The following is a 21,076-nucleotide window of genomic DNA, read 5'->3' on the forward strand; positions in this document are numbered from 1 at the left end:
CTATTTGTTAGATGCTTAGGTCGTAAAGTCCATCAAGAGGCAATCGCTTACGCATCGAAAAAAATCCCCCACATGATTCAGAGAACGTTAAGGAAATAACATGTCTGATTTACGCACCCTTGGTGAGTTTATTGTTGCAAAGCAAGCTGACTTCCCCCACGCAAGCGGTGATCTTTCGTCTCTTTTATCTTCAATTCGTCTTGCTGCTAAAATTGTAAACCGCGAAATTAATAAAGCAGGATTAGTTGATAGTATTACTGGTGCTGTCGGCACTGAAAACGTCCAAGGTGAAGAGCAACAAAAACTCGATCTTTACGCGAACGATAAATTTAAAGCGGCGCTAGAAGCCCGCGATCAAGTTTGTGGTGTCGCCAGTGAAGAAGAAGATGAAGCGGTTGCTTTTAATAAAGAACTAAACAAAAACGCTAAATACGTCGTATTGATGGATCCGCTAGACGGCTCTTCAAATATTGATGTGAACGTATCTGTTGGAACTATTTTCTCGATTTATCGCCGAGTATCTCCAATCGGAACACCACCGACTCAAGAAGATTTCTTACAGCCAGGCAACAAACAAGTGGCTGCAGGTTACGTCATTTACGGTTCATCAACCATGTTGGTTTACACCACAGGTAAAGGCGTAAATGGTTTCACTTACGATCCATCGCTAGGCACTTTCTGTCTATCTCATGAAAACATGATGATCCCAGATAATGGTAAGATCTATTCGATCAATGAAGGCAACTATATTCGCTTCCCAACAGGCGTTAAAAAATATATTAAGTTTTGCCAAGAAGATGTGCCAGAAGATGGTCGCCCATACACCTCTCGCTACATTGGTTCATTAGTCGCAGACTTTCACCGCAACCTGCTTAAGGGCGGAATTTACATGTACCCAAGCACACAAAGCCATCCGAAAGGTAAGCTACGTTTGCTGTATGAGTGTAACCCTATCGCTTTCATCATGGAGCAAGCAGGCGGTCTAGCATCTGATGGCGTTAACCGCATCATGGATCTAAAACCAACAGAACTGCATGAACGTGTGCCCTTCTTTGTTGGCTCTCCAAGCATGGTTAACAAAGTTGAAGAGTTTCTTGAGTTAAACCAAGACTAACTTTTGATGGATTTATCTTCTGTCAGTCTCAACGAAAAGTAGACGTCAAAGCGCTGATTAATTCAGCGCTTTTTTATTTAAAGAGAAAGGCAAAATTAAAGAGGAAAACAGCCAATCAGTTTTCACTTAACGCAAGCACCAATCTCCTGATCCTATCGGTTTACGCAGCTGGCGAGTATCTTGATAGAGGTAGGTCCATGCCAACCCAAAAGGTGTATTGATTGATACTCTTCGATACTCAATAGGGATATCTTCTAAACGATCAAGCTGCTCTAAAATGTCATCGTTAATCGCATAAACCTCACCGACGATACTTTGCTTTCCTTCAATAATTGCGGGGTATCGCCCCAAGTCAAACAGGGCGAAGTTTGGTGGCGTTGTAAAATTTCCGATAAATTCGGCATCATCTAGATAGAAATGGTTCGATTCATTTTTACGTAATGTGCCGTAAACAAAAACGAGATGCGTCATACCCATACCACTTTATTACTTAATTAAATTCAAACTGATAAAGAAGATCCACTGCGCTATCAAGCCCAGAAACGGCTTCGACATATAAATCCTGCATCAAACGATAACGCACAGTAAATTCACCAAGCGAGTTAAAAATACCCACGCCATATTTCACTTGGAGACCCGGTAAAATATAACCACTTACTGTCACTTGTGAGTCATCACCTGAGCCTGCGGTATCCAGCTGTAAATCTTGTACACCAAAGGCTTCGCCAAGCTCGCCTACGATCTGGCCACTCTTCGCTAAACTTAAACCAATTAACGTCGTGGTCATGGCGTTACCTCCAGATTCTCCATCAATGTTTTGTCCACGCAGCAGGTATGACAAGGCATTAGCTTGAGGCATTGCTGGATCTGAAAAAATCTCAACAACGGGTTCACTGGCAGGCCCAGAGACTTTCACACCCGCAGTCACTTTATCCTGCGTATTATCTGGGTTACGGATCGCTTTAATCGATACATAAGGCTCATCAACCGGACCATTCATCAAAATTTTGCCCTGTTTAATCAATAAGTCTTGCCCAAAAGATCGGTAAGACCCGTTGGCTATATTGATCTCACCAGTCACAAATGGACCTTTATCTTTTTGTGCCACATTAAGTTGACCGATCAAACCGCCTTCAAGTCCAAATGCGGAGAGTAGAAAATCATCACCTATCGAAATATTGATGTCCGTTTCAACATCAAAAGGAATAGGGGTAGCTTCATCGACTGGTTGTAGATCTTTATTCAAAATTACCTGATCTTTTGATATACCCACCGCACTTTGTGGCAACTCTTCTACAACAATTCGTCCCCAAGGTAGAGCAATGCTTCCTGTGATCTTCGCTAACTTCGGGCTCACATCAATCGTCATATCCGGTACTAATTTAATCTTCACCATAGGCGGCATATCGACCTTCAACTGCTCGGCAAATACTCGAATATTGGTATGCCAATCTTTTAAATCTTGCCAGTCTCCAGTACCTGCGATATTTAAGTCGCCATCAGGGGTAATAATATCGGCATCTAACTTGGCTTGGTAACCCATGAAATCAATGGCAAGGCGACCTGAATTGACATCGATAGGCGACACATCCCCTTTTAATACCATGTCATCAACGATGAGTTTTCCCTTCACTTGCGGATGCATTAATGGCCCGCTCAGTGCAAGGTTCGTTTCTAGATTCGCTTTCAATAAACTATAGTCACCGACCAGTGGTTGAAGGAAATCAAGATTAAAGGTAGATAAATTAAGCTCGGCATCCACAAGCTTATCTTCCGCTTGAACATCTGGTAGCGCTAAATGACCGGAAATATCACCATTATCCGTCATATCCAATAACCACTTAGCTTGCAGTTGGTTATCCTTTAGTGCCATTTGTAAACCTATTGAATCCCAACCGACCACGATCGGTTGCTCTAACGTTTGAGTCACTTGACCTTTTGGCATCTCCACTTCGACAGTCAATTCTGGTGCTTTCTCTGGAGCCCATTTCGCCCAGGCAGTGGCATTCACCTTCCCATCAACCTCTGTTTTTTCTGGGATAAATTGCTTTACTTGCTCAAAATCAAACTGTTGAATAGCTAAACTCGCCTCACCCGATTCCCCAGCTTGCATATCTTTCGTTAAGCAGACTTTCGATTTTGATTGTGTCCAACAATGCGCTTGCACAGAAGCTTGTTTATTGTCGATATCAAACCCTAACTTCACGGCATGGTCGAGCTCCCACGGCCCTTGTTCGCTACTCACGAGAACCCTTTGTAACACCCCACTCCATTCCATTTTCGGCTTATCGTTAAATGAACCCGAAAGTGCCAAGCTGGTAGAGACAATATTTGAAGCCACATCGAGCACGAGTTGGTGAGCATCCTGAGTCCCCGAAAGATCCAACTTAACGCTATCGACAAGCTTATCTTCATAGGAAAGATGACGGGCAAGCAATTGGATGTCTGCTTTCGGCTGCGGTAATGGTTTTACACGACCAGATAGAGATAAATGTTGTAAGCCCATCTGTTGTTGCCACTGAACATTATCGACATTGATATCCAATTCAATTTCAGGCTCTTTTAGCGCGCCACGTAGTTTCAAATCACCTTGCATGTTGCCACTGAGTTCAGGAAGCGATTTAGCAAAACTGGGGAAGTTTAACTGAACATCCATCTGCCAGTTTTTATCTAACAAGCCTTTTGCGTTAATCGAGTTAGGGCCATGAGATAACGCCAACCCATCAGTTTGTACTTTGAACGCTCCTTTTCCTGTCACATCCGATGCTTTCAACTGCCCGACAATGTTGAGTGGATAATCTCGTAAAACTCCGTCGACATTCAAACTCGGTAACTCTACCTTCCAACCGCCCTCAGCCGTTAAAGAACCTGAGGTAGCCAACTTACCGCTTATAACCCCTTCCGCCTCTTTCCATTGCAAACCTGGCTTGATGTCACTAAAGCTCAAATCCGCTTTCCAATTGATGGGTGATGTCCAATTTGCCATCACTTTACCACCCAGTTCACCGCCGAGTGTTTTGATCGCAATCGAATCAAGATCAATCTGGCTTAGAGTTCCTTTGCCATTGAGGTTAACCTTCATTTCGGGAATGTCTTTGCCAGAGATTTGAGTATCAAGCAGTAAAGAATAGCCCTCTAAAGAACCTTGCGTTTTAAGCTGATCTATCGTCACTTGGTAGTCGCTTTTTCCAGATAGCGGCCACTGAGCTTTCCCCTCAGAAAGTCGAAGATCAAAAGGTAACGTTGATTCAAGTGGCTTAATGTCACCAGACAATAGCGCATCAATCACACCAGAAAACTGACTCGAAAAGGTCAGTTCTCCTACACTTCCTGAGGCATCTAAAGAGAGTTTCTGCCCTTTGAGTTCAGTCTCTTTAAGTAGAGCATCCAGAGTTAAATTCAATGGGTAATCTTCTTTTAACTCCACTTCTGCCTGTGCACTCGCTTTAATTTGCGGCATATCGAGTTCAAGAGTGTTGAGGACGACCGAGTACTCACCTGCTTTTGCTTCCAGCCCCAGATGGGTGACATTGAGTGGCGAGTCTTGGATCAAGGTAAAACTAGAAAGATCAAACCGTTTGAGATCCACTTTCAGTGGGATCCAAACTTCTGGCAGTTTGATCGCTGTTTTGTCCGCTTCAGATTTTACCTTTTCAGCACTCTCCGCCTTAGGCTCGACAGGGTTGTCTTCATGCCCTTTTGCTAATTGAACATTAATCGTCTCAAGGCGAGTGCGACCTATCGAGAGTCTGTCTCCCTGCATCGACAGGCTCGTCGAGAAGTGTTGCCAATCCACTTGATTGCCTAAAATATTCAGATCAATATCAAGCAATTCAATACGCTTAATGTTAATTGGCAGAGGAACGGCAATGGATGTTAACGGCTCTTTCGAAGGCTCTTCCGATGACGAGGGAAGCAATTCAGACAAATTCAGCGATAACCCTTGAAGTGCTATTTCATCAATACATAGTGAAGGGTCAAAAAAGCATTGCGCCTTTACTGCTAAAGTCAGTTGCTGTAATTGAGCGTCGATATGCAAGCTATCATCAACAAAACGGACATTATTAAGACTGAACCTCGGAAACAAAGATCCCTCAGTTGATTCAACACTGAGTTGAGGTAACGCTTTTTGTGCCCCCCAAACGGTGAGTTTTAGCCCTGAATTGGTAAACAGTAATATGGCAATAAAAAGAGTGAGTAACAGCAGTAGACTCAATGCGCTCATCGAAAGCCATTTTGTCCACTTAAACATCACCTTAATCATAACTCGGGCCCTAAGGTAAAGTGAACTTGGAATTCGTCACCGGGCGTTTCATCCAATCCCCATGCGAAATCAAGACGAACTGGGCCAACAGGAGAAACCCATCTAACCCCGACACCCACACCTGTTTTCCAATCTGGTGTATTGTTGAAAGCATCACCGTAATCAACAAACGTCGCTGCCCACCAATTCCCCACCACTCGGTATTGGTACTCTAAGGTGCTGGTCGCAATATATTTCGCCCCGGTTAAAGCATTGCTTTCATCTTTTGGAGAGATAGATTCATACTTATAGCCACGCAAATTATTGTCTCCACCAGCAAAGAAACGCAATGAAGGCGATAGTGAATCAAACTCATCCGCAAAGTTACCTCCCCCTTCTAAACGAAGTAAGCCTCGGTGGTTTTCACCTACCCCGCGGATCCAAGACGTACGCCCTTGCAACCTAAAGACACGAGTTTCCGATAACAGTTGATCATCGCCATATTCAAAAGTAATACTCTGTTTATCGCCCCACATCGGCATCACTCCGCCTCGGCTACGACTGCGCGAAAACGACATGCCAGATAGCAAGAATCGCCCAACATCATCTTGCAAACCTTGCTCATAATTTTCAATCAAGTAACGGACAAATAGCGTTCTGTGCCAACCATTATCCAGCAGCCAATGCCTTTCGACTGCCAAATTCGATTCTAAACTTACCGTATCTCGAGTATCGACATTTTTCATTCCATATTGGATGCGATAGTAATCATGAAGCACGTCTTCAAGTGGAATTTTATAGCCTGCTGTAATGGTTTGTTCAGGCACAGACAAAGACAAACTGCTATCAAAACTATGTCCGTAACGATTAACCCACGGTTTTTTCCAGTTCAATGTTCCGCGGACACCGACATCAGTTGAATAACCAATACCCGTTTCAATTTGATTTTTAGCTTGTGGGGCTAACGACACCTTCATGGGTAAATCTCGACCTTTACCTAACGAGGTGAGATCCGGTTCGACAAAGACAGATGAAAACCAATCGGTGTTCGATAAGGATTGATTAAATGCGCCGACTTTAGACACTAAGTAAGGCTCTCCCGTCTCATAAGGCTGTAGCGATTGAACTCGCACCTCTTCTATCTGACTGCCATTAATCTGAGTAGAACCAAAGTGATAGCGAATACCACTTTCATAATGAAGTTTTACGTAGGCGCGATTTAATTCCGGCACCACCTCTAAGCGACTTACCTTATAATCCGCATCGAAGTAGCCTTTCTGCAAAGCCAGATTTCGTATGCTTGATTTAAGGCCATCATAATCACCATGGTTTAATACCGCACCCAGCTTTAACTTTGAATTCGCAACCAAGGCCAAAAAATCAGGGTCATTTTCCGCTTCTCCTGAAATCACGATATCGTTACTAAAAATGGTGACGGGCTCTCCCAACGCTACCGTCGCGATGAGCTTTTTATCCCCTTTAGGCACGGTAAAATTGATAGTTGAATGGTAGTAACCCAAAGCATTTAAGGCATCACGAACACTGGTTTCAATGCGAGATTGAAAGCGCAACGAAATGGAGTAGTCCTCTTCTGGAATTGAAGATAAATACGCATCGACATTATCTTCTAATGCACCTTTTAAACCTTTAATTTCTAAAGAGACATTCGCCATTGCACTCGTTGAGAGAATCAAAAGGCTAATCAATACTAGTAATGTTTTTCTTATCATGCTTAATTGGATGAACCACGTTAATGAAAAGTAAAATCAATTAACTAAAATAATAACGCTAAATTCTCTTTAAGTCTGTAATAAAACAGAGGGTTCTTCGGTCTGTTTCTATAAATAAAACCTCTATTTTTCTCTCCAGATTTCATTCTACTGACATAAAATTGAACAAAAGGATGCCGTAATGTTCTCAAAAACAGCCCTGATCAACGTAAACGATGCGCTTCCCGGACGCTCTCAAGCAATGCCGATCACTGAAGCGCATTTTGTTAATCACTCAGCACTGGATGCTCCGTTAGCGCCAGAGCAACAACAAATTCTATTCGGTATGGGTTGTTTCTGGGGAGCGGAACGACTGTTTTGGTCTCTCGATGGCATCGTTTCAACGTCTGTTGGTTACGCTGGGGGCTACACTCCGAATCCTACTTATGATGAAGTCTGCTCAGGGCTAACTGGGCATACCGAGGTAGTACGCGTTGTCTTTGATACCACTAAAACGCACTTAGAGGATATTTTAGAGCACTTTTGGGAACGCCATGACCCGACTCAAGGCATGCGCCAAGGTAATGACTCTGGCACTCAGTATCGCTCCGCCATTTACTGCTTTAGTGAAGAGCAACTCAATATAGCAAATGCCTCCAAGCTGCGTTATCAAGAGGCGTTAAATCACCAAGGCCAGCCGCACATAACCACTGAAATATTACCTGCGGGTCAGTACTATTTTGCAGAAAGCTATCACCAACAATATTTGGCAAAGAACCCTGAAGGATATTGTGGTTTAGGTGGCACAGGTGTGTGCTTTCCTGCTTAAGCGCTCCATCATAGTCAATAATGGATACATGAAAGAAACCGCATAAAAATGGGATCTATATCAGATAGCACTGGCTTTATTCTCTGAAAAGAATCAAGTCGCTATCAATTATTCGTCATGTTACAAAAATGTGTTTTATACTTGCCGAGCAAATACATAAACGGAAAAAAAATAATGAACAAAAAGACTCTCCTAACTCTAATACTTGCTTGCTCACCTATGCTTACATCGGCGCATAACCTCACAGTAGGAAAAACGGTTCCTGACATTGCCGTCAGCTCTTATGGCGAAATCGTCCTAAATGGCGATGACACGGCTTACCAAGCTTGGAACAACGAACAACTGCTCGGCAAAGTTCGTGTGATCCATGCCATTGCAGGGCGCAGCAGTTCAAAAAAAATGAATTCACCGTTAATGGCCGCCTTAACAGCAGCCAAATTCCCAACCGATAGCTACCAAACCACCACCATTATCAACCAAGATGATGCCATTTGGGGGACAGGATCATTTGTGAAATCATCAGCGGAAGAGAGTAAACAAGAGTTTCCATGGTCTTCAATGGTGCTGGATGAGAATGGCAGTGTTGCAAATGCTTGGGAGTTAGCAGAAGAGAGCTCAGCCATTATTGTGCAAGATAAGCAGGGCAAGATTTTATTCGCCCATGAAGGTGCATTAGATGATACTCAGATCCAACAGGTATTAGGTCTCATTAAAGCCAGTTTGTAATAACGAATAGTAAAAATAGGTTTCCATTTAAGGATATTGTTATAGTATAACAATATCCTTTTTCCATCTCGTACTTGAACTATGTGGTTACGTCGACAGTCAATGAGTAAGCTAACGACCGTAGTAGCAATTTTGCTAACGCTATGGCTTAACGTTGCATTTGCGGCACACCAAGTTGATCTAGACTCTTCACACCACCAGCACCATCAATGCGAGTTGTTTTCCGTTGCCCAGCAAGGGTTATCACATTCTTCACCACTCATTTTCACACCTCTTACACCTTTCCTCTTCCCTAATACAGAAGATGTGAGATCGACGGCTCGACTCTATTTTCCCTACCTTGCACGTTCTCCTCCGTCACTAAAATAGTTATTCCTATACCGCTATGCATTTCACGATCACATCCATGACTTAATTTTAAGAGCTCGGTTTTAAGTACTGAGTTTTAAGGGCTTGGTTTTAAGGGCTTGGTTTTAAGATCTTGGTTTTAGATACGTATCGGCATGGCGATGATCAATATTTTCACTATTTTAAGTTATTAAAGGGCACATCATGCAACAGCAAACAAAATGGACAACACTCGCAGGTCTTATCGCACTCTCTTTACAGGTTTCTTCAGCGCACGCAGAAGATGATTTTCGTGATCACGAAGCGCATGTCCATGGTCATGTAGAGCTAAATATCGCCCAAGATGGTCAAGAACTTTTATTTGAAATATCCGCTCCGGGCGCCGATGTCGTTGGATTTGAACACCCACCAGAAACCGATGCAGAGAAGCAGGCTCTTGTAAAAGCCGTAGCTCTACTAGAACAACCACAACAGCTTATTTCTCTCTCAGGTAATGCAAGCTGTGAACTGGAATTCAAATCGGTAAAACACACGCTATCAGATAGTCACCATGACGAGCATGATGACGCAGAACATCACGACGAACATGAACATCATCAAGACAAACATGATGACGCAGAACACCACGATAAACATGACGATCATCATGACAAACATGATGATGCAGAACACCATGATGAGCATGATCACGATTCAGAAGCTCATGGTCAACACGGTTCATTTACCGTTGAATACCACTATCAATGCGGCGACATCACTAAGTTAACTGAATTCCAAACCTCTTGGTTCAATGCATTTCCAAGTACAGAGTCGATTGAAGTGAATTTGCTCACTGACACTAAGCAGACGGCACTAGAACTCTCACCAAAGAACACCAAGTTTAACTTTTAATTAGCTAGCCAAGTAAGTAGGTGCTTACTTGGCTATCTCTTTATGTTGATTTTACTATCAAGTGGGGAGCTCAATGATAGAGAATAATCACTCAAACCAACCGACGCAGAGTGTGGTAAAACTAAGAGATGTCAGCTTTCGCTGGAAGGAGGAAATGGAACCGACGTTACTCATTCCATCTCTAGAGATCCAATCCAAAGAGCACCTTTTTATTAAGGGCCCGAGTGGATGCGGTAAGTCGACACTATTAGGGTTAATGACGGGTATAAATACAGCTCAAGAAGGTGAAGTCTCCATTTTAGACACCGACTTAAGCACGTTGAAACCGAGTTTGCGAGATCATTTTAGAGCGGAGCATATTGGTTATATATTTCAACAGTTCAACTTACTGCCTTACTTATCGGTTCTCGATAATGTCATTCTTCCTTGTCAATTTTCCACTCTCCGTAAGCAGAGAGTCCAAGGTGATATCAAGCAAGCAGCAGAACAGTTACTCAAAAGATTACACCTACCTAGCACGTTAATTCATAAACCAGTAACCGAACTGAGCATTGGACAACAACAACGGGTTGCGGCAGCTAGAGCTTTGATTGGTAACCCTGAAATTATCATCGCAGATGAACCGACTTCCGCTCTTGATCATGATAATCGTAGCGCTTTCATCACCGTTCTAATGGAAGAAGTTGAACGAGCAAATTCAACACTGATATTTGTCAGCCACGATCCAACCTTAGAGCCACTATTTCAACGTTCAATTAACTTGAAAACCATCAACAAAGCGGGATTAGATTCATGAAAACAACCGCACACCTAGCATGGAAGAGCGTCTTAAACCGCAAAACGACGGCTATCCTTACCATTTTAACCGTTGCGATTTCAGTCGTGTTGTTAATGGGTGTTGAGCGAGTCAGAACTCAAGCGAAAAGCAGTTTTGCTAACACCATTTCAGGCACCGACCTTATCGTAGGTGGTCGCTCTGGACAGGTAAATTTGCTGCTCTATTCTGTATTTAGGATCGGCAACGCGACCAATAATATTGATTGGAAAAGTTATCAAGAGTTTAGCCAGCACCGCTCTGTCGATTGGGCGATTCCCATTTCATTAGGCGATTCTCATAAAGGGTTTCGAGTCATGGGGACCAACCATAGCTATTTTGAGCATTTTAAATATGGTAGTAAGCAACCACTTACTTTTAGCCAAGGTGCTGAATTTAAATCATTATTCGAAACTGTGATTGGTTCAGATGTCGCTAAATCTCTTGGTTATCAAATCGGGACAGAGATCATCTTAGCTCATGGCATCAGCGACGTTGGATTTAGTCGCCATGATAACCTTCCTTTTAAAGTGGTCGGTATCCTTGCACCCACAGGCACCCCAGTCGACAAAACGGTGCATGTTTCACTTCCAGCCATTGAAGCCATCCATGTCGGATGGGAGTCAGGAGCCAATTTAGGTAACAACCCAACCGCTGCGCAATTAGAGGCTCACCAACTCAAGCTTCAACCACAACAGATCACGGCCATGCTGCTTGGGCTGAAGTCAAAAATTCAGATTTTTTCGCTCCAAAGACAAATCAATACTTATCGTAAAGAGCCACTCAGCGCCATCATGCCCGGTATTGCTCTGCATGAATTGTGGGGAATGATGTCGGTAGCAGAACAAGCGTTAATGATTGTTTCAGGATTTGTGGTTGTTGCCGGTTTACTCGGCATGCTAAGCAGCTTACTGACCAGCTTACAAGAAAGACGCCGAGAAATGGCCATTCTCAGAGCTATGGGGGCAAGGCCAAAACATGTATTTGCTCTACTGATAAGTGAAGCAAGTGTATTAACTTTCGTGGGTATTACCACTGGTGTCATCACTCTGTATGCCCTGCTTGCCGTCATCGGCCCAATTATCCAGCAGCACTATGGCATCAACATCGCACTTAATGGAATAAGCCATCATGAATGGTTGCTACTCGGATTAGTCCAAACGGCTGGTTTAGTTATCGGCTTCATTCCCGCTTTTCGTGCTTATAAACAATCTCTCAGTGATGGCATGACCATACGAATTTAAATAGATAAGGTAAACAATAATGAGAAAAACCCTACTAATACTGCTCTGCTTTTTAGGGGTAACCAGCCCTAGCTTTGCAAACTCTAAGGTTGAAAGCCAAAACGTTGAGATGCCGAGTAGTGATGAAGTCTTGACCCTAGATTGGATAGATCTGATCCCCAAGAGCGAGCGTAACAAATTTGATGAGTTTGGAATGCCAACCGTAGATCATTCAAGCACAACAATGAGCCAATCAAAACTCGGAGCGGTGAGAACAGAATTAAATGGCAGCAAGGTGAAGATACCCGGATTTGTGATTCCGCTAGAAGGTGATGAAAATAAGGTCACGGAGTTCTTACTTGTGCCCTATTTTGGTGCTTGCATCCATGTTCCACCACCACCACCGAACCAAATTATTTATGTAAAATTCCCTAAAGGGGCTCCCGTTCAAGACCTATGGGATGTAATTTATCTAGAAGGGACATTAAAAACTAAAACGATGAACCATGACTTGGCTGAAACTGGATACTTAATTGAGGGTACGTCAATAGAAGCGTATGACGACATGTAATATTTTTAACAAATGATCAACCAGTAAAAAAGACTAGTCTAAACAATATATTTAGATAAATAGACTAATACAGCGACGTACACTATCAGCAATAGTGTTATCGACAGCTGTTTCTTCCATTTATTCTGTTTAAATTGCATCATAAGACCTCACTTTGACGATAACAATTTTAACAAGTTATTATCATTTGTGATAGTCAAATTTTCTTAGTTCAGATCTCACCTTAAAGGGTTTGACTAGCACCAAACCCTTTAAAGCGGTACATTTTATCTAGGTGCATACACATCCTTGAAACGGTATCCAATATGGCAGAGACAAACAAACCAATCGTTATTGAGCATGAATCAAATACTCAAAGCTCTACGCATCAAGAAAAAAAGTCATACATAAAAGATAGTGCAAGTCGAGTTATGAACATTGCACAAAGCTATAGCTTAGATGCGATGCTGCAAAAAGATGCACCAGAAAAAAAACTGATTGAACGCGCACTCGTCCGAGAGAAGAAGCGTAAAGAACAGCGGCAAAAGAACCTAGAACAGATCCTAAAAATTACCCACGCATCATGTAAAGATGAAACCGCAGGAGAGCCGGATCAAGATTGGTTGTATCGCTTCTTCGACATGGCTCAAGATATTCATAACACGTCAATGCAAAGACTCTGGGCACAGGTACTCAAAAGAGAAGTGACCAACCCAGGTTCAACGTCGATGAAGGCATTGAAAATACTCAAGGACATGACCCCGAAAGAGGCGCAAAACTTACAAAGAGCCGCTTCATTGGCCTGCAGTTTTGGGAGTGATAATAGCCGAAAACTACTGCTCGGGTATAAGTCGCATGCGGGGATCTTCAGCTTTGGTAAACGAGATACCACCAGCACCATTAATTTAGGTAGCTTCCAAATTCCCTACTCCAGTCTATTGCTATTGATTGAGCTTGGGCTACTACTTGGTACCGAATTGGAATCTGGGGAGATCGAGTTTGATCCAGCACTTAGCTTGACCTATCAAGGTAAACAGATCAGTTTGCAGCCGCTAGGTAAAGGGGTGAAGCTTGTCTATTACCGCTTCAGCCCGACGGGTAATGAATTATGCAAGCTGCTAGGTAATAAACCCAATATGCAGTATTACGATCAACTGGTGGGGCTGCTTAGTCAAAAATTTACCGTTCAAACCGAGGTAAAAAGCACCGTTCACCACACCGTTTAAGATCAAACTCGAACTTATATGAATTAAGGGCGACATAACATCGCCCCTAATTCACCTTATGAGATCACCGCGCGATCCTTTAGCGCCTGAATACAAAGTTCAACAAGTTGCTCAACCGATAGTTCCCCAGCAGGAAGATCGATCTCAGGCTTCAATGGCGCTTCATACACAGAATCAATACCAGTAAAGTTGGCAATTTGCCCTGCTCTCGCCTTTTTGTATAAACCTTTTGGGTCCCTTTGTTCGCACACTTCGAGTGGTACGTTAACAAATACTTCCAAAAACTCCCCCTCAGGTAATAAATCTCGCACTAACTGCCGCTCAGCACGATGAGGCGAAATAAACGCAGAAAGCACAATCAATCCAGCATCGGCCATCAGTTTAGCGAGCTCTCCAATACGACGAATATTTTCACGGCGGTCTTGATCAGAAAAGCCCAGATCGCCACACAAACCATGGCGGACATTATCCCCATCGAGTAAATAGGTGTGGTGACCTAACTGAGCCAGTTTTGACTCTAAAGCACCTGCGACGGTTGATTTCCCAGCGCCAGATAACCCCGTAAACCAAAGTACTACCGGTTTCTGATGCTTCAATTTAGCTCTGAACGCTTTATCAACCGAGTGTTGATGCCAAACGATATTTTCATCTTTATTTACTGTTAGTGGCGCTGTTGATGTTGTCATAGTCAATCCTTGTCAAGTACCAAAACAGCCCATTCCTTCCATGCTTTGGTACTGTTTAAATATATTCAAAATGGGAAAAAGTAAGGGATCAGGCTTAAAACCAATCCAGAGTAAACGATAGAAATCGGCACTCCAATTCGTAGATAATCTTTCATTTGATAATTGCCCACGCTATAGACCAATAAATTGGTTTGATAGCCATAAGGGGAGATAAAACTGGCGCTGGCACCAAACAACACCGCCATAATAAATGGCATGGGATCGACGCCATATCCTATCGCCATACTGTAGCCAATAGGAAAAGAGAGAGCGGCAGCGGCGTTATTGGTTACGAGCTCCGTTAAAATCAAAGTCACAAAGTAAGTCGCCACTAAAGCACCAAATACCCCCCAACCATTGAATGCCTCCATGAACATTTCCCCCATTCGCATAGAGAGACCAGAGGAAATCATCAACTGGGCAATAGAAAGAGCCGAGCCAACAATAACGACAATATCAATGGGAAATCGTCGACGAATCTCACCTACCTGAATAATACCCATCACAATCATCGCCAGTAGGTACAGCGATAACCCTTTGATAATCGGAACATAACCCAATAGCGAACAACCAATCACGGCAGCGAAACCTAGCAATACGAGTGTTGACTTGCTTTGATCCAATTTTGCACTCGAATCTAAATCATTAATCAATACAAATTCACGTCGATGGGCTTGTCTCTCCGATTCAAAGCGTTTTCCGGGAACTAAAACTAAGGTATCCCCAGCGGTTAACGTGATATTGCCTAGCCCACCTTCTAGCCGTTCATGTCCGCGTCTAATTGCCACAACTACTGCATCAAACCTATCTCTAAAATGACTAGTTTTTAATGTTTTATTGCAGAAGCTTGCCGAAGAGCTCACCACTACTTCAATAAAACTCTGTCCATTTAGGTGATGCTGACCAAATAGAGTGAGCCCCTGTATTTCTTGCAGAGTGGCGACACTTTCAACATCACCACAAAACAGCAATCGATCTCTTGCCATGAGTACAAAGTCTGGATCAATGGAGGTTTTTGTTTCGCCATCTCGGATCACTTCAGCCAAAAAAAGTTTACGTAACGCTCTAAGGTTATTTTCACTCACGCTACGCCCCACCAATGGTGAGCCCGGTTCTACTCGCGCTTCAAGAAAATAAGGCAAGTCATCTTGGTTTTGATCGTCATAATCAGGCAATAAATAGCTCAAAGGAATCAAGATCAAGACACCGCCAAACAACACGGCAAGTCCGATCATTGTTGGAGCAAAAAAGCTGAGGCTAGGTAATCCAACATCTTCAACAAAGCTGTTGATGATCAAATTGGTTGAAGTGCCAATCAGCGTTAACGTTCCCCCTAAAATAGCCGCATAGGAAAGGGGAATAAGTAATTTTGATGGCGCATGTTTCTGGTTGCGCTTAATGGCACTAATTAACGAGACCACCACTGCGGTATTATTGGTAAACGAAGAGAGTAAAGCCGTTGAAACGCCGAGCTTCGCCACAACTGTACCCAACTTCCCATTAGAAATAATTCGGCTCACCCAACTGATAAGGCGAGTTTTTTCTAATGCACAGGAGGCTAAAACAAGCAAAACTAGCGTTAATAATGAAGAATTCGTGAAATTTTCAGCCACACTTTTCAGCTCTATCATCCCCGCTAAAAAAGCGATGAATGAAGCACTGGCAAATATGATGCTAGGTTTAATTTTAGTTGTCAGTAGGCAAGTGATGATGCCAAGCAGCACTGCTAACACAAATCCTTGTTCCCACATAAACGCTTCCCTGAGTGTGAAAGTGATCACTCACTTCCACACATTCACCTATTTGAATTAGAGACATAACCCCAAGTGAGACATTCGATTGTTAGTCAATCTCACACCCTACTTTTACATCTCTACTGGCTGACTTTTATCTCTACTGGCTGACTTTTATCTCTACTTGCGAAGTAGTTGGCTCAAATCTTTCGCATCCCAGTGCGGGAAATGTTTACGAACTAATGCATTGAATTCGATTTCAAATGCAGAGAAGTCACCTTGAACCTTCGCCACGCTATCTAAACCTTCACGGATAAGCCCTGCTCCCACCGTAACGTTGGTTAAGCGATCAATAATGATAAAGCCGCCAGTATCCGCACATTCACGATATTTATCTAACGCTACAGATTCGGTTAGTGACCATTCACACAAGCCGATACCATTGAGCGGTAATTCACTTGCCGTATGGGTTGAGAGGTTATTAATATCGTATTGATGGCGAATAGAACTGACTTGGCCAAGTGTTTTCTTACCTGCCACTTTAATATCATACTCACGACCCGGTTTAAGCGGTTGCTCTGTCATCCATACCACATCGGCTAACAGATGGTTCGTTGTTTCAATTTCAGCATTCTCCAACACGATTAGATCGCCTCGGCTAATATCAATCTCATCTTCAAGAGTCAGTGTTACCGCCAACCCTGCTTGGGCAGATTGTAGTTCACCATCAAACGTGACAATACTCGCCACTTTAGAGAACTTGCCTGAAGGAAGTGCTTTGATCGTGTCGCCAACAGCTATCTGACCTGAAGCAATCGTGCCAGAAAAGCCTCGAAAGTCGAGATTAGGACGGTTGACGTACTGCACAGGGAAGCGGAAGTCACCACCAGAGCGACTTTGATCAATATCGACAGTCTCAAGAACCTCTAACAGAGTTGGGCCTTCAAACCATGACATCTCTTGACTCGCCGATGCAACGTTTTCACCTTCTAAAGCAGACAGTGGAAGAATCTGAATATTGGTATCGCCTTGCAAATTTTCAGCAAACGATAAATATTGATCGCGGATCTCTTCGAAACGCTGTTGTGAATAATCCACAAGATCCATTTTATTGACCGCGACGACAAAATGTTTCAAGCCAAGTAAGTTAGCTATGAATGAGTGGCGACGAGTTTGGTCTAGTACGCCTTTTCGAGCATCAATCAAGATCACTGCAAGATCACAAGTCGAAGCTCCGGTTGCCATATTACGCGTATATTGCTCGTGCCCAGGAGTATCCGCGATAATGAACTTACGCTTCTCAGTAGAGAAATAACGATAAGCAACATCAATGGTGATCCCTTGTTCACGCTCAGCTTGCAAGCCATCAACCAGTAAGGCCAAATCAGGCTTTTCACCCGTCGTTCCAACGCGTTGGCTATCTGAGTGAACCGCCGCTAACTGATCTTCATAGATCTGCTGCGTATCATGGAGTAAACGTCCAATTAAGGTACTTTTCCCATCATCAACCGAGCCACAAGTTAAAAATCTGAGCATCGATTTATATTGGTGTTGATTAAGATAACCTTCAATGCCTAACTCAGCGAGTTCAGCTTCAACTGCACTATTCATTATTCTTTCCTTAGATCCTTAGAAGTAACCTTGGCGTTTTTTCAGTTCCATTGATCCTGACTGATCGTGGTCGATCGCTCGCCCTTGTCGTTCACTCGACGTTGCCACCAACATCTCTTCAATAATTCCCGTAAGCGTATTTGCCTCAGACTCAATCGCACCTGTTAATGGGTAGCAACCAAGGGTACGAAAACGCACACTTTTCTCTTCAACCACTTCATCTTCACCAATATCCATACGCTCATCATCAACCATGATCAGCATGCCATCACGATCAACCACAGGGCGCTTCTCAGCAAGATACAGCGGTACAATTTCAATATTTTCTAAATAGATGTACTGCCAGATATCCAATTCCGTCCAGTTTGATAGCGGGAATACGCGTATGCTCTCCCCTTTATTCACCTGGCCGTTGTAAGTCTTCCACAATTCAGGGCGCTGGCTTTTAGGATCCCAGGTATGATTTTTATCTCGGAAAGAGTAAACGCGTTCTTTAGCTCGCGATTTTTCTTCATCACGCCGAGCGCCACCAAAAGCAGCATCAAATCCATAATGATTTAACGCTTGCTTTAAGCCCTGAGTTTTCATGATGTCGGTATGTTTAGATGAGCCATGCACAAATGGGTTTATCCCCATCTCAAGCCCTTCAGGGTTCTTATGCACCAGTAGATCAAAACCATACTTTTTGGCAGTGCGATCACGAAATTCAATCATTTCGCGAAACTTCCAGTTGGTATCGACATGCAGTAGTGGGAATGGAATTTTCCCTGGGTAAAACGCTTTTCGAGCCAGATGCAGCATCACAGAGGAGTCTTTTCCAATGGAATACATCATGACAGGATTGCCGAATTCAGCAGCAACCTCGCGGATAATATGAATACTCTCCGCTTCTAGCTGTTTTAAGTGGGTTAAACGTTGTTGGTCCATCTTTCTGCTTCCTTATCGCGATCCTTGCTTCATTGATGCACCTATTATGTCCATCTATATATATTACTGGAAATTCTAAAATTTCATTTTTTATTCGAAAAGCTGATAAGGGAAGATTTTTCAGGTGAACTTTTCTACATTAATAGCGGTTTACAAAACAAACAGGGCGAACAAAAAACAAGCAAAGCTGAGACGTTCATGGCAGAACGCTATTAAGTAATCGTGACACATCACACTTTATTAACCGCATCCATCATTGTTTCAGCGCCTTTTGTTACATTAGACCCGTTATTAATCTCCCCCTCATATTGGAGCAAACAATGAAAGTGGCAGTGAAACCTCTATCTCTTGCAATTCTTGGCGGCATGCTAGCAATGGCAGGCCCAGCAATGGCCGATACAATTAAACTACGTATCGTTGAAACAACAGATATTCACACGAACGTAATGGACTATGACTACTACAAAGATAAAGCAACGAAAAAAACAGGTCTTAGCCGCACTGCTACTTTAGTAAAAGAAGCCCGAAATGAAGTGACCAACAGTGTATTGGTCGACAATGGCGATCTTCTTCAAGGTAGCCCAATGGGTGATTACCAAGCAGCAAAAGGGATTAAGCCTGGTGAAATCCACCCTGTTTACAAGGCGATGAACCAACTTGATTATGATGCCGCAAACATTGGTAACCATGAATTTAACTACGGTCTTGATTTCTTAAAAGAGTCGTTAAACGATGCGAACTTCCCTTACGTCAATGCTAACGTGTATGACAAAGAGACTGGCGAGCACTACTTCAAGCCTTACTTAATCAAAACGCATACTTTCAAAGATGTAGACGGTAATGCTCAAGAAATTAAAGTCGGTTACATTGGTTTTGTTCCACCACAAATCATGGTGTGGGATAAGAAGAATCTTGAAGGTAAAGTGATCGCGAAAGATATTAAGCAGACCGCTGAACTTTACGTACCTCAAATGAAGAAAGAAGGTGCGGACGTTATTATTGCGATCCCACACTCAGGTGTCTCTACAGAACCTCATAAACTCGGTGAAGAAAACTCAAGCTTCTACTTATCAGAGGTTGAAGGCATTGATGCGATTGCCTTTGGCCATGCGCACGCGGTTTTCCCAGGTAAAGGGTTTGATGGTATTGAAGGCATCGACAACGAAAAAGGCACCATGAATGGCGTAGCGGCAGTAATGCCAGGTCGTTGGGGTAGCCACGTTGGTGTTATGGATCTTGTGTTAGAGAAAAAAGACGGCGGTTGGGAAGTGACTTCAGGTCAATCTGAAGCTCGTCCAATCTACAACAAGAAAACTAAACAGTCTCTTGCAAAAGCCGATACTGGTATTTTGAAAGCACTTGAAGAAGATCACAATGGTACACGTGACTTTGTTAACCAACCAATCGGTAAAGCAAGCGATGTCATGTACAGCTTCCTTGCACTGGTTCAAGATGATCCTACTGTTCAAATTGTTAACTTAGCACAAAAAGATTACGTAGAACGCTTTATCCAAGGTGATCCAAACCTAGACGGAACGCCAGTTCTATCAGCTGCGGCACCATTTAAAGCCGGCGGTCGTGGTAACGATCCTGCTAACTTTACTGAAGTGGAATCTGGCCAACTAACGTTCCGTAACGCTGCGGATCTTTACTTGTACCCAAACACTTTAGTTGCAATGAAAGTAACAGGCAGCGAAGTAAAAGAGTGGCTTGAGTGCTCAGCTGGTCAATTCAAGCAGATCGATCCTAACAGCACAGCATCACAATCGCTGATCGATTGGGACAACTTCCGTACGTATAACTTTGATGTTATCGATGGCGTAAACTACCAAATCGATATTACTCAACCTGCGAAATACGACGGCAACTGCAAAGTCATTAACGCTGATTCGCAACGTATTGTTGGCCTAACCTACCAAGGTAAACCAATCGATATGAAGCAACCGTTCATCATTGCAACAAACAACTACCGTGCTTACAGCAACAAGTTCCCAGGTACTGGTAGTGATTTCGTAGCGTTTGATGCACCAGATGAGAACCGTACGGTACTAGCAAGCTACATCTCACGCGTAAGCAAAGAGAAAGGCCAAGTAATTCCAAGTGCAGACAACAACTGGTCATTTGCACCAATCAAGACGGATGTAAAACTCGATATTCGCTTTGAAACATCCCCAAGCGAAAAAGCCGCACAATTTATCAAAGACAAAGGTCAATACCCAATGACACAAGTCGCGACAGATGAAGTTGGCTTTGCGGTTTACAAACTAGATTTAGCGAAATAAATTAACGCTAAGCGTATTACTTTCAAACGCAGCTCACTTTGAGCTGCGTTTTTTTGTTTATGTTTCCTAATTTCGCCACTATTTTCCGTTAGCACAACCCATGACACGTTGCATTGGCAGTCAGA

The 21,076-nt window shown here is 43.1% G+C and carries 17 protein-coding genes; 10 read left to right on the forward strand and 7 right to left on the reverse strand.

What is annotated here, in order from left to right; all coding sequences use genetic code 11:
• Nucleotides 1-100: 100 nt before the first annotated feature.
• Nucleotides 101-1,114 carry a class 1 fructose-bisphosphatase gene (gene fbp / locus L4C39_RS16905; protein WP_017051472.1) on the forward strand — a complete coding sequence of 338 codons (1,014 nt, stop codon included), beginning with the start codon at nt 101-103 and terminating at the stop codon, nt 1,112-1,114.
• 126 nt (nt 1,115-1,240) lie between these two features.
• On the opposite strand, the gene L4C39_RS16910 is transcribed toward fbp, so the two are convergent.
• The 3 genes from L4C39_RS16910 to tamA are packed head-to-tail and all read right to left on the reverse strand — an operon-like array spanning nt 1,241 to nt 7,087.
• On the reverse strand, nt 1,241-1,585 hold the full coding sequence (locus tag L4C39_RS16910; RefSeq protein ID WP_429747071.1) for a gamma-glutamylcyclotransferase family protein: 345 nt from the start codon (nt 1,583-1,585) through the stop codon (nt 1,241-1,243).
• A 19-nt stretch (nt 1,586-1,604) separates the two neighbouring features.
• Nucleotides 1,605-5,378: an autotransporter assembly complex protein TamB gene (gene tamB, locus L4C39_RS16915; RefSeq protein ID WP_429747073.1), complete on the reverse strand. Its 3,774-nt coding sequence runs from the start codon at nt 5,376-5,378 to the stop codon at nt 1,605-1,607.
• Nucleotides 5,375-7,087: an autotransporter assembly complex protein TamA gene (gene tamA / locus L4C39_RS16920; RefSeq protein ID WP_371712312.1), complete on the reverse strand. Its 1,713-nt coding sequence runs from the start codon at nt 7,085-7,087 to the stop codon at nt 5,375-5,377. Before tamA ends, tamB begins: the two co-directional genes overlap by 4 nt.
• Nucleotides 7,088-7,268: 181 nt before the next feature.
• Here tamA and msrA point away from each other — a divergent pair, with 181 nt between their 5' ends.
• The 8 genes from msrA to L4C39_RS16960 all read left to right on the forward strand — a co-directional run bounded on the left by msrA (nt 7,269) and on the right by L4C39_RS16960 (nt 13,673).
• On the forward strand, nt 7,269-7,895 hold the full coding sequence (msrA, locus tag L4C39_RS16925) for a peptide-methionine (S)-S-oxide reductase MsrA (RefSeq protein WP_113795494.1): 627 nt from the start codon (nt 7,269-7,271) through the stop codon (nt 7,893-7,895).
• 174 nt (nt 7,896-8,069) lie between these two features.
• The gene (locus L4C39_RS16930; protein ID WP_429747076.1) at nt 8,070-8,621 is read left to right on the forward strand and encodes a YtfJ family protein; all 552 of its coding nucleotides are present in this window, start codon (nt 8,070-8,072) and stop codon (nt 8,619-8,621) included.
• Between the two features lie 102 nt (nt 8,622-8,723).
• Nucleotides 8,724-8,990, forward strand: coding sequence for a DUF2607 family protein (locus tag L4C39_RS16935; protein WP_429747078.1), 267 nt, complete (start codon nt 8,724-8,726; stop codon nt 8,988-8,990).
• Between the two features lie 183 nt (nt 8,991-9,173).
• Nucleotides 9,174-9,860 carry a zinc uptake protein ZrgA gene (gene zrgA, locus L4C39_RS16940; RefSeq protein ID WP_429747080.1) on the forward strand — a complete coding sequence of 229 codons (687 nt, stop codon included), beginning with the start codon at nt 9,174-9,176 and terminating at the stop codon, nt 9,858-9,860.
• Nucleotides 9,861-9,933: 73 nt separating this feature from the next.
• Nucleotides 9,934-10,656, forward strand: coding sequence for an ABC transporter ATP-binding protein (locus tag L4C39_RS16945; RefSeq protein WP_113795490.1), 723 nt, complete (start codon nt 9,934-9,936; stop codon nt 10,654-10,656).
• A complete protein-coding gene (locus L4C39_RS16950) occupies nt 10,653-11,918 on the forward strand; it encodes an ABC transporter permease (RefSeq protein ID WP_017051463.1) in 1,266 nt (421 codons plus the stop codon). Before L4C39_RS16945 ends, L4C39_RS16950 begins: the two co-directional genes overlap by 4 nt.
• A 109-nt stretch (nt 11,919-12,027) precedes the next feature.
• Entirely contained in the window at nt 12,028-12,468 is a 441-nt protein-coding gene (locus tag L4C39_RS16955) for a DUF3299 domain-containing protein (protein WP_429747114.1), read from the forward strand.
• Nucleotides 12,469-12,773: 305 nt separating this feature from the next.
• On the forward strand, nt 12,774-13,673 hold the full coding sequence (locus tag L4C39_RS16960; RefSeq protein WP_017051461.1) for a TIGR03899 family protein: 900 nt from the start codon (nt 12,774-12,776) through the stop codon (nt 13,671-13,673).
• A 56-nt stretch (nt 13,674-13,729) separates the two neighbouring features.
• On the opposite strand, the gene cysC is transcribed toward L4C39_RS16960, so the two are convergent.
• From cysC to cysD, 4 genes are all read right to left on the reverse strand, one after another.
• On the reverse strand, nt 13,730-14,359 hold the full coding sequence (gene cysC / locus L4C39_RS16965; RefSeq protein ID WP_429747083.1) for an adenylyl-sulfate kinase: 630 nt from the start codon (nt 14,357-14,359) through the stop codon (nt 13,730-13,732).
• Between the two features lie 65 nt (nt 14,360-14,424).
• Nucleotides 14,425-16,149, reverse strand: a complete 1,725-nt coding sequence (locus L4C39_RS16970) for an SLC13 family permease (RefSeq protein ID WP_429747085.1) — start codon at nt 16,147-16,149, stop codon at nt 14,425-14,427.
• A gap of 162 nt (nt 16,150-16,311) precedes the next feature.
• The gene (gene cysN, locus L4C39_RS16975) at nt 16,312-17,742 is read right to left on the reverse strand and encodes a sulfate adenylyltransferase subunit CysN (RefSeq protein WP_017051458.1); all 1,431 of its coding nucleotides are present in this window, start codon (nt 17,740-17,742) and stop codon (nt 16,312-16,314) included.
• An 18-nt stretch (nt 17,743-17,760) separates the two neighbouring features.
• Entirely contained in the window at nt 17,761-18,669 is a 909-nt protein-coding gene (gene cysD, locus L4C39_RS16980; protein WP_017051457.1) for a sulfate adenylyltransferase subunit CysD, read from the reverse strand.
• Nucleotides 18,670-18,989: 320 nt separating this feature from the next.
• Here cysD and L4C39_RS16985 point away from each other — a divergent pair, with 320 nt between their 5' ends.
• Nucleotides 18,990-20,951, forward strand: a complete 1,962-nt coding sequence (locus tag L4C39_RS16985; RefSeq protein WP_429747088.1) for a bifunctional 2',3'-cyclic-nucleotide 2'-phosphodiesterase/3'-nucleotidase — start codon at nt 18,990-18,992, stop codon at nt 20,949-20,951.
• The last annotated feature ends 125 nt before the right edge of the window (nt 20,952-21,076 follow it).

It is taken from the genome of Vibrio clamense (genome assembly GCF_050337905.1).
Classification (GTDB): domain Bacteria; phylum Pseudomonadota; class Gammaproteobacteria; order Enterobacterales; family Vibrionaceae; genus Vibrio; species Vibrio cortegadensis.